The sequence below is a fragment of the Paraburkholderia sediminicola genome, assembly GCF_046026895.1.
In the GTDB taxonomy this organism is placed as follows: domain Bacteria; phylum Pseudomonadota; class Gammaproteobacteria; order Burkholderiales; family Burkholderiaceae; genus Paraburkholderia; species Paraburkholderia sediminicola_C.
Genome location: NZ_JAQQEU010000011.1, coordinates 33,259 through 46,914 on the forward strand (window position 1 = coordinate 33,259; position 13,656 = coordinate 46,914).

Below are 13,656 nucleotides of genomic sequence, written 5' to 3' on the forward strand. Positions count from 1 at the left end.
TGCTTTGGGCGTTGGCGTGGCGATTCGCGGCGCAAGGCTGGCCAACAACCATGCACGCTCAAAATCGCGCTCTGCTTGCGGCGAGCGCTCACCCTGCCGCGCTCGCAGTTCACACCCGCTCCTGCGCGCCCACCCGCCGCGCCATCGCCGATACCGGCGCATCCGCGCGCGCCGCGAACCACGTTAGCAGCAACGCCGCCACGCTGACCGCCGCCGCGACCCATGGCAAGGTATCGAGCGCATGGCCGTGATTGATCACCAGTCCGCCGAGCCACGCGCCACCCGCATTACCCACATTGAACGCGCCGATGTTCAGCGTCGACGCCAGATTCGGCGCCGCGGCCGCCTTCTCGACCACACGCATCTGCAACGGCGGCACGGTGGCGAACGCGGCAATGCCCCACACGAAAATCGTGATCGCCGCGGCCACCGGCGAATGGCTGGTGTGCGCAAAGAGCGCCATCACCACCGCGAGCGCGGCCAGAATGCCCATCAGCGAAGGCATCAGTGCGCGGTCCGCGAGCTTGCCGCCCACCGTGTTGCCGATCGTCAACCCCACGCCGAACAGCACCAGAATCAGCGTCACGCCACGCGGCGAGAAGCCGCTCACCTGCTCGAGAATCGGCGCGATGTAGGTGAACACGACGAACACGCCGCCAAAGCCGAGCACGGTCATCATGAGCGCGGTCCAGACCTGCGGGTCCTTGAGGACGCGCACTTCATGACCGAGTCCGACCGGGGCGGCATCGTGGCGATTCGGCAGCAGCGCCGTGACGCCCGCGAGCGACAGCACGCCGAACCCGCTGACGATCCAGAACGCCGCGCGCCAGCCGAACTCCTGGCCGATGAAGGTGCCGAACGGCACGCCGAGCACGTTCGCGAGCGTCAAGCCGGTGAACATCAACGCGATCGCGCTGGCGCGCTTCTCGGCCGGCACGAGCGAGGCCGCCACCACCGCGCCGATGCCGAAGAACGAACCGTGTGCGAACGAGGTCACCACTCGCGCGACCATCAGCACGGAATAGCCCGGCGCAATCGCGCACAGCGTATTGCCGACGATGAACACGCCCATCAGCAACTGCAGCGCGAGCTTGCGCGGCATCTTGCTGGTGATCACGGCGAGCAGCGGCGCGCCGACGGCGACGCCGAGCGCGTAGCCGCTCACCAGCAAACCCGCCGATGGGATCGACACGGCCAGATCGTGCGCGACCTCGGGCAGCAAGCCCATGATGACGAATTCGGTCGTGCCGATCGCGAATGCGCTGATCGCTAGCGCAAGTAATGGCAGGGGCATTGCTCTTCTCCAGATTTCAAGGTTGAGCGTGAGGCGAAGCCGTCACGAATTCGATGACCACGCCCGGCGCGAGCGCGACGAACAGTTGTCGTTCGGCGGGATGCACGCCCATTTGCGGGACTTGCGCGCTTTGATAGCCGACGCCGGCCGCATCGAGGCGGCCCAGCAGCACCTGCCATTCGGCCGCGCTCTCCATCCGGAAAGCGAGACGGTCGATGCGCGGCGCCGCCCGGCCGGAGGTGGCGGGCGCCGTCGCGGCGATCAGATGAAGCGCCGGCCGGCCGTTCAGATAGAGCCAGTAGCCGTCGACCGAAAACGGCGGGCGCGCGCCTTCAGTGAGTCCGGCGATGTCGACGAAGAAACGTCGGGCGGTGTCGAGATCGCCGGTGACGATCGTCGCGTGATCGAGTTGCATGGCTTGCTGCCGGCACTTGCACGCGGCATGAGGGTTTTCGAGGAGTGGATTGTCGGGGCAAAGCTTTGATTTGAGAATTGGCGTAGCATTTGAATCATTTTCAAATCTAATTTGAAGGCCGACGATGGATAACCTCGGTGACATCCGCCTGTTCGTCGAAGCGGCGCAGCAAGGCAGCCTGTCGGCGGCGGGCCGCAAGATGGGGCTGACGCCGGCCGCCGCGAGCGCGCGCCTCGCCAAGCTCGAAGCCGGGCTGAAAACGCGCCTGTTCGAGCGCACCACGCGCCAGTTGCGGCTCACCGACGAAGGCCGCCTCTACCTGAATTGCTGCCGCCAGGCACTGCAATCGCTCGACGACGCCGAAGCCGCGCTGCAAGCGGGCCAGGGCGTGGTGCGCGGCAAGGTGCGGATTTCCGCGACCTCCGACTTCGGCCGCAATCTGCTGATGCACTGGCTCGACGAATTCAACGCGCTCTACCCGGAAGTGCAGTTCGCGCTGACGCTATCGGATTCGCTGTCGAATCTCGTGCAGGAGGACATCGACCTCGCGATCCGTTTCGGCGTGCCGGCGGACAGCTCGCTGGTCGCCCGCAAACTGGCACCGAACCGGCGCGTGCTGTGCGCGTCGCCGGACTACATCGCGCGCAAGGGCGAGCCGAAGGACCCGCAGGATCTGGCCAATTTCGATTGCATCGTGGTGGGCACCGCGTCCGGGCCGGCGAACGAGTGGCGCTTCACGCGCGGCGACGAAGTGCAGAACTACACCGTGCCGCTCGACTCCGCCCGCGAAACCAACGACGGCGCGGTCGCCCGCGAATGGGCGCTGCGCGGCTACGGGATCGTGATCAAGTCGATGTGGGATGTCGAAGCGGATCTGCGCGCCGACGGTCTGAAGATCCTGCTGCCGCAGTGGCGATACCCGGATGCGCCGTTGCACGCGCTCTATCACCGCAACCGCTTCATGGCGCCGCGCGTGCGGGTGCTGCTGGATTTCCTGAGCGAGCGCTTCGCGCAGGTGTCGGGCGAACTGGAAGGCCTGCTGAGCTTGCCGCCGGAGCGGCCGCCCGCCGGTGCGGGCGTCGAAACCCGCAATCCGTGAAGGGCTATAATGTTGCGCTACGCAGCAGACGTGCATCGCGGATCGACCAGGCGGGACGCCAATCAGCGTCAACCAGGCTCGAAGCGGCCCAAGCGCCGCCCTCCGGCCTTCTCCAGCGCCGCCCGCACGTCCCGCCCCCTTCACTTTTTAAACGACGCCCCCAGATTAACCACTGCGACCGGCGAAATTCGATGACCAAGAAAGTTTATGTAAAGACCTTTGGCTGCCAGATGAACGAGTACGACTCCGACAAGATGGTCGACGTACTCGGCGCGGCTGAAGGGCTCGTCAAGACCGACACGCCGGAAGATGCCGACGTGATTCTGTTCAATACCTGCTCGGTGCGAGAAAAAGCGCAGGAAAAAGTCTTCTCCGACCTCGGCCGCGTGCGCGAGCTGAAGGAAGCGAACCCGAACCTGATCATCGGCGTGGGCGGCTGCGTGGCGAGCCAGGAAGGCGCGTCGATCGTGGCGCGCGCGCCGTACGTCGATCTGGTGTTCGGTCCGCAAACGCTGCACCGTCTGCCGCAGATGATCGACAAGCGCCGCGCAAGCGGCCGCGCGCAAGTCGACATCTCGTTCCCCGAAATCGAAAAGTTCGATCATCTGCCGCCGGCGCGCGTCGACGGCCCGAGCGCGTTCGTGTCCATCATGGAAGGCTGCAGCAAGTACTGCAGCTACTGCGTCGTGCCGTACACGCGCGGCGAGGAAGTGTCGCGGCCGCTCGACGACGTGCTGACCGAAATCGCCGGCCTCGCCGACCAGGGCGTGCGTGAAGTCACGCTGCTCGGCCAGAACGTGAACGCGTATCGCGGCGGCCTGACGCTCGGCTCGTCCGAGATCGCCGACTTCGCGACGCTGATCGAATACGTCGCCGACATTCCGGGCATCGAACGGATTCGCTACACCACCTCGCATCCGAAGGAATTCACGCAGCGCCTGATCGACACCTACGCGAAGGTGCCGAAGCTCGTCAGCCACCTGCATCTGCCGGTGCAGCACGGCTCCGACCGCATCCTGATGGCGATGAAGCGCGGCTACACGGTGCTCGAATACAAGTCCGTGATCCGCAAGCTGCGTGCGATCCGCCCTGACCTGTCGCTGTCCACCGACATGATCGTCGGCTTCCCCGGCGAGACCGAAGAAGACTTCGACAAGATGATGGCGCTCGTGCACGAGATGAAGTACGACACCAGCTTCTCGTTCATCTACAGCCCGCGTCCCGGCACGCCGGCCGCGAATCTGCACGACGACACGCCGCGCGAAGTGAAGCTCAAGCGTCTGCAGCACCTGCAGGCGACCATCGAGGAAAACGTGCAGCGCATCAGCGATTCGATGGTCGGCAAGATCGAGCGCATTCTGGTCGAGCGCCCGGCGCGCAAGGACCCGAACGAACTCGCGGGCCGCACCGAGAATAACCGCGTGGTGAATTTCCCGGCGCCCATCGCGTCGCACGCGCGGCTGATCGGCCAGATGGTCGACGTGAAGATCGTCCTCGCGTACCCGCATTCGCTGCGTGGCGAGCTCGTGCTGGTGCACGACGACTCGCGCCCCGAAGCAGGCGCCCTCGGGGCAGCCACCGCCATCCACTAAGCCGCGCGCCCCCGCGCATCGAAACCGACAGGATCGACCCACCGCCTTGAAGACCACTCAGCAGCATCTGGAATTCACCGCACCGCGCGACGACAACACGCGGCTCGCCAACCTCTGCGGACCGCTCGACGAAAATCTGCGGCAGATCGAGCAGGCGCTCGACGTGACCTTGCAGCGCCGCGCTCACCGCATCACGATCCGCGGGCGCGGCGCGAAACTCGCGCTCACCGCGCTCGAGAACTTCTACAACAACGCGCTCGAGCCGCTTTCGGTCGACGACATCCAGCTCGCACTCGTCGAAGTGCGGCATCCGGCGCGCCATCGGCCGAACGGCAATGGCGACGAAGCCGGCGAGCCGCGTTTCCACGGCAATCCGGATCATCCGTTCGACGAGCCCGCCGACGCCGCCGACGCCAACGATGACGAGCTCGCGGAACTCGGCCCGAAGCTCTATACGCGGCGCGCCGATCTGCGCGGCCGCACACCGGCGCAGCGCGAGTATCTGAAGCAGATCGTCTCGCACGACGTGACCTTCGGCGTCGGTCCGGCCGGCACCGGCAAGACCTATCTCGCGGTGGCCTGCGCGGTGGATGCGCTGGAGCGCGACCAGGTCAAGCGCATCGTGCTGACGCGGCCCGCGGTCGAAGCGGGCGAGCGTCTCGGCTTCCTGCCGGGCGATCTTGCGCAGAAGGTCGATCCGTATCTGCGGCCGCTTTACGACGCGCTGTACGACCTGCTCGGCTTCGACAAGACCGCCAAAATGTTCGAACGGCAGATGATCGAAATCGCGCCGCTCGCGTACATGCGCGGGCGCACGCTGAACCACGCGTTCATCATCCTCGACGAGGCGCAGAACACCACGCCCGAGCAGATGAAGATGTTCCTCACGCGGATCGGCTTCGGCTCGAAGGCGGTCGTCACCGGCGACACGACCCAGGTCGATCTGCCGCGCGGCCACAAGAGCGGCCTGATCGAAGCGCAACAGGTGCTGTCGGACGTGCGCGGCATCGCACTCACGCGCTTCACCAGCGCGGACGTGGTGCGCCATCCGCTGGTCGCGCGAATTGTGGAGGCGTACGATGCGCATTCGCAGAAAACCGCCAGTCCGGCGGATTCGCGCTGATCGCGCTGATTCGCGTCCACTGAACCTGCGGCCGCCATCCACGCGGCGGATGCAACACAACAAAACCGCATGAGCCGCGCCCCGAAACTGACGTTGAATCTGCAATTCCCCGCCGCCAAGACCTGGCCGGAACACAAGGCGCTGCTGCCGCGCGCCACCGTGGCCGGCTGGATCAAGGCGGCGCTGTTCGCGGACGGCGAGCTGACCGTGCGTTTCGTCGATGCCGAAGAAGGCCGCACGCTGAACCGCACCTATCGCGGCAAGGACTACTCGACCAACGTGCTGACCTTCGCGTACGCGGAATCGGAAGACGATCCGGTGACGGGCGATCTGATCCTGTGCTGCCCGGTGGTCGAAAAGGAAGCCGCCGAGCAGGGCAAGCCGCTCATCGCGCATTACGCGCATCTGCTGGTGCACGGCACGCTGCACGCGCAAGGCTACGATCACGAAGTCGAAGAGGAAGCCGAGGAAATGGAAGCGCTCGAAACCGAAATCCTCGGCAAGCTCGGGTTTCCCGATCCGTATCAATAGGCGCCGTCACCGCCGCGCCGCTTATCCGCCACCCACGTTCATTCTCATTCGAACCGACACCGTGAGCACCTCGTCCCCTGAAGCCGACACCCGTACGCCCTGCCCGGATTACCCGCCCGTGCTCGGCGAATCGCGGCTTCTGACCGACGAGGAGTTGCGCGCGTCGCTCGAATCCACGCTGCGCGACTGGGACCGCAAGAGCGACCTGTGGCTGTTCGGCTATGGCTCGCTGATCTGGAACCCCGGCCTGCCCACCGTCGAAGCGGCCCGCTCGAAGGTGCACGGCTATCATCGCGGGCTGTATTTGTGGTCGCGCGTGAATCGCGGCACGCCGGAGCAACCGGGCCTCGTGCTCGCGCTCGATCGCGGCGGATCCTGCACCGGCATCGCGTTCCGGCTCGCGGCCGTTGGCTCGATGCCGCATCTCGAAGCGCTCTGGCGGCGCGAAATGCCGATGGGCTCGTACCGTCCGGCATGGCTGCCGTGCGTGCTCGCCGACGGCCGGCGCGTCGACGCGCTGGCGTTCGTGATGCGCCGCGACGTGCCGACCTACACCGGCAAGCTGCGCGACGAGGTCGTCAAGACGGTATTCGGTTGCGCGAGCGGCCGCTACGGCAGCACGCTCGATTACGTGAGCCGCACCGTTCACGCGCTGCGCGAAAGCGGGATGCCCGACCGCGCGCTCGAAGCGCTGCTGGAACGCTGCAAAGAGGAAGGCCGCGAGCGTGAGGCGGCTCGGCAAGCCGGACAGGTCTCCGGGAACGGGTCGGGGCAATGAACGCAAGACGGCGCGCCCGATTGGCTCGCTGCGCTCAATGACCGTTAGCCGCCGGCGGCGCTGACTGTTTTTCGCAAGCCGCGCGGCGAAATCGCCGCCACTCACAGCCCGCAACGCGCCACGTGGAGGCCGGCCAGGCCGCCATTCATCACCGCACACCCAGCATTTTTTGCTCAAAAACGTTTTTCCGCGCGTAATCAGTTAGCATTGACCCACGCCCCGCCGCTCGCGACGGAGCCGCTTCACCCTGCTTCACCCCTCGCCCAGGCCGGCGGGACACGGTCCTGCCACGTGCCTGGTGTATCCTAAATACTCTGCAACAGCGCGCCCAGTCTTGCCGGGCGCACTACCATGAACGACACGTATCCCAGTCGACGCCCAACCGACAAACCGCAGGAAAAGCGCTCGCTCCTCGAGCGTCTGACCGACTTCATCTCGCCCGAACCCGAGTCGCGCGCCGAACTTCTGGAAATTCTGCAGGACGCGCACGAGCGCAACCTGATCGACGCCGACTCGCTGTCGATGATCGAAGGCGTGTTCCAGGTGTCCGAACTCAGCGCGCGCGACATCATGGTGCCGCGTGCGCAAATGGACGCGATCAATATCGCGGACAATCCTGCCGAATTCATCCCCTACGTGCTGGAAAAAGCGCACTCGCGCTATCCGGTCTACGAAGGCAATCGCGACAACATCATCGGCGTGCTGCTCGCCAAAGACCTGCTGCGCTACTACGCCGAAGAAGAGTTCGACGTGCGCGGCATGCTGCGCCCCGCCGTGTTCATCCCCGAGTCGAAGCGCCTGAACGTGCTGCTGCATGACTTCCGCGTGAATCGCAATCATCTCGCGGTGGTGGTCGACGAATACGGCGGCGTGGCCGGCCTGATCACGATCGAGGACGTGCTGGAGCAGATCGTCGGCGACATCGAGGACGAATATGATTTCGACGAGGAAAGCGGCAACATCATCGCGTCGCCCGACGGACGCTTTCGCGTGCGCGCGCTGACCGAGATCGAGCAGTTCAACGAAACCTTCGGCACGCACTACTCGGACGAGGAAGTCGACACGATCGGCGGGCTCGTCACGCATCATTTCGGGCGGGTCCCGCATCGCGGTGAAAAGGTCCGCCTCGACGATCTGATCTTCGAGATTCTGCGCGGCGACGCCCGCCAGATCCATATGCTGCTGGTGCGCCGCGACCCGCTCGCCGGCCAGCGCGAGCGCGACGCGCAGCACGTGCAAACCTGAGCCGCGCGGGTTCCCGGCTCCTTCACCCGTTTCTTCAACTCCTCACGCCGACCGCGCAACAATGGCCGACCCGATGACTTCCCGTTCGCGCCCAGGCGTGAGCGCTCCCGCCGCCGACGAACCGCGCGGCCGCACGCTGCCTCGCTGGCACTACCTCGTCGCGCTGGCCGCGGGCGCGGCCAACACGCTGTCGTTCGCGCCGACGCCGCACGGCGGCTGGCTGCAAGTCGCGATCTTCGCGTTCTTTTTCGCGTGGCTCACGCGCACCACCGGCTGGAAGAGCGCCGCGCTGACGGGCGGTGCGTTCGGCTTCGGTAATTTCATGACCGGCGTGTGGTGGCTGTACGTCAGCATGCATGACTACGGCGGCATGGCCGCGCCGCTTGCGGGCGCGGCGGTCGTGCTGTTCTCGCTGTACCTCGCGCTCTATCCGGCGCTGGCCGCGGCCATCTGGTCGTTTTGCGCCGGCCACGCGCGCAACGGCGCGACCGACGCCTCCCCCCCGTTCTCGCCGACCTGGCATGGCTCGATGGCTTTCGCGAGCGCCTGGGCGATCGGCGAATGGTTGCGCGGCACCGTGTTCACCGGCTTTCCGTGGCTCGCGAGCGGTTATGCGCAGGTGGATGGCCCGTTCGCCGGGTTTGCACCAGTGGTGGGCGTCTATGGCGTGGGCTGGATGCTGGCGCTGGTGGCCGCGCTGATCGTGCAGGCGCTGCTGGCGTGGCGGCCGCGGCTTGCTTCGCGCGAGCCGCGCGGCGCAACGCACGCCGACGCCGGCCGCGATAAAGACGGCAGAAGCGCCGGCAACAGCGCGCCCCGAAGCCTCCCGCGCAGCATAGTGCCGGGCGGCGTCGCGCTGGCGCTGATCGCGGCCGGCCTGCTGCTACCGCTCGTCCAATGGACTTTGCCGGCCAACGCGCCGCTGACGGTGCGTCTGCTGCAAGGCGACGTCAAACAGGAGATGAAGTTCGAGGAAGCCGGCATGCGCGCGGCGATCGACCAGTATCAGCAGATGATCACCGCGAAGCCGGCCGACCTGATCGTCACGCCGGAAACCGCGATTCCCGTGCTCGCGCAGCAATTGCCCGCGCCCTTCGCGGCGACGGTGCGCGAATTCTCCGACTCGACCGGCAGCGCGATCCTGTTCGGCGCGATCGGCGGCACGATCACGCCGGAAGGCCGGGTCATCGACTATACGAACAGCCTGTTCGGCATCACGCCCGGCTCGCACGACGTGTACCGCTACGACAAGCATCACCTCGTGCCGTTCGGCGAATTCGTGCCCTGGGGCTTCCGCTGGTTCGTCAATCTGATGAATATTCCGCTCGGCGACTTCTTCCGCGGCGCGCCGGTGCAAAAGCCGTTCATGGTCCACAACCAGCCGGTCGCGGTGAACATCTGCTACGAAGACATCTTCGGCGAAGAGATTGCGCGGACCATCCGCGAGAGCGACACGCCCGCCGGCGTGCTGGTCAACTCGACCAATCTTGCCTGGTTCGGCGACACGATTGCGCTCGATCAGCATTTGCAGATCGCGCGCATGCGCACGCTCGAAACCGGCCGCCCGATGCTGCGCGCGACCAACACCGGCATGACCGCCGCGATCGATGCCAACGGCCGGGTGATCGGACGCCTGACGCCGTACACGGTCGGCTCGCTCGACATCAAGGTGCAAGGTACTTCCGGCAATACGCCATATGTGACGAGCGGCAACAACACGGTGCTGGCGGTATCGATGCTGCTGCTGGCGTTCGGCTTCGCGTTCGGGCCGGGGATCACGCGGCGTCGCAACGGCAAGCAGTGAGCTGCGCTGCGTTGCGATAGCCCCGAGACAAGCGGCATGCGGGCGCGCCGCCGCTCACGCGAACTGCTCGTGCATCCGTTCCCGCACGCTGTTGCTGCATCGCGCAGCGCGGCGAGACGCGGTACGAAACGCGCCGCATAAAAAATGCGCCTGACGAGCAGGCGCATTTTCAATTCAAACACACGCTTCCACACGAGCTTTCAGGAGTTTGAACCCACTCCTTCAGCCCCTCTTGCCGCGATCGGGCGCGTCGTTCAGTCCGCCGGCACGGTGTCGATGAACGACTGACGCAGTGAAAGCTTCTGGAAATGCTTGTCCAGGTTCGGATGCGATTCGCGCCAGTTCAACTGGGGCATCCGGAAGTCGAGATAGCCCAGCGCGCAACCCACTGCGATGTCCGCGAGCGTGTAGTGATTGCCCGCGCACCACGGCTTGCTGCCGAGCCCCCGCGCCATCGCGATCAGACCTTCGTCGATCTTGCGCCGCTGCCGGGCGACCCACGCGTCCACCCGCTGCTCGGCCGTGCGCTGCGTGCCTTCGAGGCGAATCAGCACCGCCGCGTCCAGCACGCCGTCCGCGAGCGCTTCCCAGCAGCGCACCTCGACGCGTTCGCGGCCCGATTGGGGAATCAGCTTGCCGACCGGCGACAGCGTATCCACGTATTCGCAGATCACCCGCGAATCGAACACGGCTTCGCCATCTTCCATCACCAGACACGGCACCTTGCCGAGCGGATTGAAGGTGTGAATCCGGGTATCCGGCGCCCAGACGTTCTCGGGCACCAGTTCGTAGTCGATCTTCTTGTCGGCCAGCACGATTCGCGCTTTACGCACGAAGGGGCTGCCGAGCGAACCGATGAGTTTCATCATGACCATCTGCCTTTAACTGAATCCGGCGAAAGTATAGTGCTAGGAGGTCTTCACGAGCATTGCGCCGCCCGTTCGCAAGCGGCACGCGGCCGCGTTGTGGATGGATTGCAACATGCCGGCGGCCGTCCTGCCAGCCGCCGTCGCGCAAAATGACTGCCCGCATTGGGCGCTACAATCGCACGATGAACCAGCCGACCGAACCCACCATCGCCATCGACGTCTACCGCACGCGCCGCGAGCGCGTACTCGCCGCGCTGCGCACCGCGGGCGGCGGCGTCGCCATCGTCCCCACCGCGCCGGAAGCGCTGCGCAACCGCGACGCCGACTACCCATACCGGCACGACAGCTACTTCTATTATCTGACCGGCTTCACCGAGCCCGAAGCGCTGCTGGTGCTCGACGCAAGCGCCGCACCCGGCGAGCCGGCCTCGGTGCTGTTCTGCCGCGAGAAGAACGTCGAGCGCGAAACGTGGGAAGGCTTTCGTTTCGGCCCGGACGGCGCGCGCGCGGCCTTCGGTTTCGACGCCGCGTTCGCGATCGGCGAAATCGACGCGCACCTGCCGCGGCTCATCGCCGACAAACCGGCGCTGCATTACGCGCTCGGCACGTCCGCGCGCCTTGACGAACAGGTGCGCGGCTGGCTGGACGCGGTGCGCGCACAAGGACGCAGCGGTACCGTTGCACCCGCCGCCGCGCGCGATCTGCTGCCGCTGCTCGACGAGATGCGGCTGGTCAAGGACGAGCACGAACTCGCGATCATGCGCCGGGCGGGGCGGATTTCCGCCGCCGCCCATCGCCGCGCGATGGCCGCGTGCCGCCCCGGCGTGCGCGAGTATGAACTCGAAGCCGAACTGCTCTACACGTTCCGCAAATTCGGCGCGCAGGCGCCGGCTTATACATCGATCGTCGCGGCGGGCGCGAATGCCTGCGTGCTGCACTACCCGGCCGGCAACGCGATTGCCCAGGAAGGCGACCTGATCCTGATCGACGCGGCCTGCGAACTCGACGGCTACGCGTCGGACATCACCCGCACCTTCCCGGCGAGCGGCCGCTTCACGTCGGCGCAGCGCGAGCTGTACGACATCGTGCTGGCCGCGCAGCAGGCCGCCGTCGACGCCACCCGCGCCGGCGCCACCTTCGACGATCCGCACCAGGCCGCGTTGCGCGTGCTGTCGCAAGGCCTGCTCGACACCGGCATCATCGAACGCGCGAAGTTCGCGTCGGTCGACGACGTGCTCGCCGAGCGCGCCTACGCGCCGTACTACATGCACCGCACCGGCCACTGGCTCGGCATGGACGTGCACGACGTCGGCGACTACCGCGAGCGCGGCGCGCCGCGCGGCGAAGGCGGGGCATTGCCGTGGCGCACGCTGCGCGCGTCGATGACGCTGACCATCGAGCCCGGCCTGTACATCCGGCCGGCCGAGGGCGTGCCCGAGCGCTACTGGAACATCGGCATCCGCATCGAGGACGACGCGATCGTCACGCCGACCGGCTGCGAACTGATCACGCGCGACGTGCCGGTCGCCGCCGACCAGATCGAGGCGCTGATGGAGGAAGCGCGCGCGGCCCATGAAACGAGGAACTAATCCGCAATGAACGACGCTTCTCCGTCGACGGTGATTCTGAAGCCCGGCGCGACCGATCCTTCCTTCGACTTCGACGTGACGATCGTCGGCGCCGGTCCGGTCGGGCTCGCGCTCGCCGGCTGGCTGGCGCGGCGCAGCGTGACGCACGCGCTGAAGATCGCGCTGATCGACGCGCGCGAGCCGGAAGATTCGATCGCCGATCCGCGCGCGATCGCCGTGTCGCACGGCAGCCGGATGATCCTCGAACCGCTGCGCTGGCCCGCCGACGCCACCGCGATCCAGCGCATCCACGTCTCGCAGCGCGGCCATTTCGGCCGCACGCTGATCGATCACAGCGAGCATGGCTTGCCGGCGCTCGGTTACGTGCTGCGGTACGGCTCGATCGTGCACGGTCTCGCCGAGGCGGTCCACGCGGCCCCGGTCCGCTGGTTCCGCTCCACGTCCGCCGCCGCGCCGGTTCAGGAACACGACGGCGTGACGCTGCCGATCGAAACCGCAGGGGTCGCGCGCAAACTGCGCACGCGGATTCTGGTGAATGCCGAAGGCGGATTGTTCGGCGACCTGAAAGCGCGCAAGGGTACGGGCATAGGCGTCGACAAGACAGCGGAAGCCGCCGGCAAAAACCCGGCCGATGCCGCGGCGGGGAACCAGCCCGGCAAAGGCACGCGCGACTACGAGCAAACCGCGCTGGTCGGCACGGTCACCGTGTCCGCGCCGCAGCCGCACGTGGCGTGGGAGCGCTTCACATCGGAAGGTCCAATCGCGTTGCTGCCGATGGGCGGCGTGCGCGGCGCCGACTACGCGCTGGTCTGGTGCTGCGCGCCCGACGCAGCCGCGCGCCGCGCGCAACTCCCCGACGACGCGTTCCTGCGCGAACTCGGCGCCGCGTTCGGCGACCGCATGGGCCGCTTCACGCACATCAAAGGCCGCGCGTCGTTCCCGCTGGGACTGAACACGGTCGAGACGCTGGTGAACGGCCACGTCGTCGCGATCGGCAACGCGGCGCAGACGCTGCATCCCGTCGCGGGTCAGGGCCTCAATCTCGGCTTGCGCGATGCGCACGCGCTCGCCGACGCATTGTCGGCGCAAGGCCCGACGCCGCTCGCGCTCGCGACCTTCGCGCAACGCCGCGCGCTCGACCGGCGCATGACGATCGGCGCCACCGACATCCTCGCGCGCCTGTTCACGGTCGACTTCGCGCCGCTCGCGATCATGCGCGGCCTCGCACTCACCGCCCTCGAGTTCGCGCCGCCGGTGAAAACCGCGCTGGCACGCCAGATGATGTTCGGACAACGCCGCTAGGCGCACCGCCTGCGC

12 protein-coding genes are annotated in these 13,656 nt (G+C 66.8%); 9 read left to right on the forward strand and 3 right to left on the reverse strand.

Translation table 11 applies throughout. The annotated features are described in order from the left end of the window. Positions 1-109 precede the first annotated feature (109 nt). Positions 110-1,294 carry an MFS transporter gene (locus PQR02_RS10355; RefSeq protein WP_408229319.1) on the reverse strand — a complete coding sequence of 395 codons (1,185 nt, stop codon included), beginning with the start codon at positions 1,292-1,294 and terminating at the stop codon, positions 110-112. 16 nt (positions 1,295-1,310) lie between these two features. Further along, on the reverse strand, positions 1,311-1,709 hold the full coding sequence (locus tag PQR02_RS10360) for a VOC family protein (RefSeq protein ID WP_408229322.1): 399 nt from the start codon (positions 1,707-1,709) through the stop codon (positions 1,311-1,313). Positions 1,710-1,833: 124 nt separating this feature from the next. Between PQR02_RS10360 and PQR02_RS10365 the strand changes: the two genes are divergently transcribed. From PQR02_RS10365 to lnt, 7 genes are all read left to right on the forward strand, one after another. Then, on the forward strand, positions 1,834-2,808 hold the full coding sequence (locus tag PQR02_RS10365; protein ID WP_408229325.1) for a LysR family transcriptional regulator: 975 nt from the start codon (positions 1,834-1,836) through the stop codon (positions 2,806-2,808). A 191-nt stretch (positions 2,809-2,999) separates the two neighbouring features. Beyond that, the gene (gene miaB, locus PQR02_RS10370) at positions 3,000-4,400 is read left to right on the forward strand and encodes a tRNA (N6-isopentenyl adenosine(37)-C2)-methylthiotransferase MiaB (protein WP_408229328.1); all 1,401 of its coding nucleotides are present in this window, start codon (positions 3,000-3,002) and stop codon (positions 4,398-4,400) included. 46 nt (positions 4,401-4,446) lie between these two features. Continuing rightward, positions 4,447-5,523, forward strand: a complete 1,077-nt coding sequence (locus PQR02_RS10375; protein ID WP_408229331.1) for a PhoH family protein — start codon at positions 4,447-4,449, stop codon at positions 5,521-5,523. Between the two features lie 69 nt (positions 5,524-5,592). Next, a complete protein-coding gene (ybeY, locus tag PQR02_RS10380; protein ID WP_408229334.1) occupies positions 5,593-6,054 on the forward strand; it encodes an rRNA maturation RNase YbeY in 462 nt (153 codons plus the stop codon). A gap of 61 nt (positions 6,055-6,115) precedes the next feature. Continuing rightward, a complete protein-coding gene (locus PQR02_RS10385) occupies positions 6,116-6,832 on the forward strand; it encodes a gamma-glutamylcyclotransferase (protein ID WP_408229337.1) in 717 nt (238 codons plus the stop codon). Positions 6,833-7,183: 351 nt separating this feature from the next. Beyond that, positions 7,184-8,077: a CorC family transporter gene (locus PQR02_RS10390; RefSeq protein ID WP_408229340.1), complete on the forward strand. Its 894-nt coding sequence runs from the start codon at positions 7,184-7,186 to the stop codon at positions 8,075-8,077. A gap of 61 nt (positions 8,078-8,138) precedes the next feature. Continuing rightward, positions 8,139-9,881, forward strand: a complete 1,743-nt coding sequence (gene lnt / locus PQR02_RS10395; RefSeq protein WP_408229343.1) for an apolipoprotein N-acyltransferase — start codon at positions 8,139-8,141, stop codon at positions 9,879-9,881. 254 nt (positions 9,882-10,135) lie between these two features. On the opposite strand, the gene PQR02_RS10400 is transcribed toward lnt, so the two are convergent. After that, on the reverse strand, positions 10,136-10,750 hold the full coding sequence (locus tag PQR02_RS10400; protein WP_408229346.1) for a glutathione S-transferase C-terminal domain-containing protein: 615 nt from the start codon (positions 10,748-10,750) through the stop codon (positions 10,136-10,138). Positions 10,751-10,932: 182 nt separating this feature from the next. Here PQR02_RS10400 and PQR02_RS10405 point away from each other — a divergent pair, with 182 nt between their 5' ends. Together PQR02_RS10405 and PQR02_RS10410 are read left to right on the forward strand one after the other, a co-directional pair. Beyond that, positions 10,933-12,339 carry an aminopeptidase P N-terminal domain-containing protein gene (locus tag PQR02_RS10405; RefSeq protein WP_408229656.1) on the forward strand — a complete coding sequence of 469 codons (1,407 nt, stop codon included), beginning with the start codon at positions 10,933-10,935 and terminating at the stop codon, positions 12,337-12,339. Positions 12,340-12,345: 6 nt separating this feature from the next. Next, positions 12,346-13,641, forward strand: a complete 1,296-nt coding sequence (locus PQR02_RS10410; protein ID WP_408229349.1) for a UbiH/UbiF/VisC/COQ6 family ubiquinone biosynthesis hydroxylase — start codon at positions 12,346-12,348, stop codon at positions 13,639-13,641. Positions 13,642-13,656 lie beyond the last annotated feature (15 nt).

Coding starts and splice junctions, on each gene's coding strand:
- PQR02_RS10355 (WP_408229319.1), bottom strand. CDS start 1,294: ATGCCCCTGCCATTACTTGCGCTAGCGATCAGCGCATTCGCGATCGGC.
- PQR02_RS10360 (WP_408229322.1), bottom strand. CDS start 1,709: ATGCAACTCGATCACGCGACGATCGTCACCGGCGATCTCGACACCGCC.
- PQR02_RS10365 (WP_408229325.1), top strand. CDS start 1,834: ATGGATAACCTCGGTGACATCCGCCTGTTCGTCGAAGCGGCGCAGCAA.
- miaB (WP_408229328.1), top strand. CDS start 3,000: ATGACCAAGAAAGTTTATGTAAAGACCTTTGGCTGCCAGATGAACGAG.
- ybeY (WP_408229334.1), top strand. CDS start 5,593: ATGAGCCGCGCCCCGAAACTGACGTTGAATCTGCAATTCCCCGCCGCC.
- PQR02_RS10390 (WP_408229340.1), top strand. CDS start 7,184: ATGAACGACACGTATCCCAGTCGACGCCCAACCGACAAACCGCAGGAA.
- lnt (WP_408229343.1), top strand. CDS start 8,139: ATGGCCGACCCGATGACTTCCCGTTCGCGCCCAGGCGTGAGCGCTCCC.
- PQR02_RS10400 (WP_408229346.1), bottom strand. CDS start 10,750: ATGATGAAACTCATCGGTTCGCTCGGCAGCCCCTTCGTGCGTAAAGCG.
- PQR02_RS10405 (WP_408229656.1), top strand. CDS start 10,933: ATGAACCAGCCGACCGAACCCACCATCGCCATCGACGTCTACCGCACG.
- PQR02_RS10410 (WP_408229349.1), top strand. CDS start 12,346: ATGAACGACGCTTCTCCGTCGACGGTGATTCTGAAGCCCGGCGCGACC.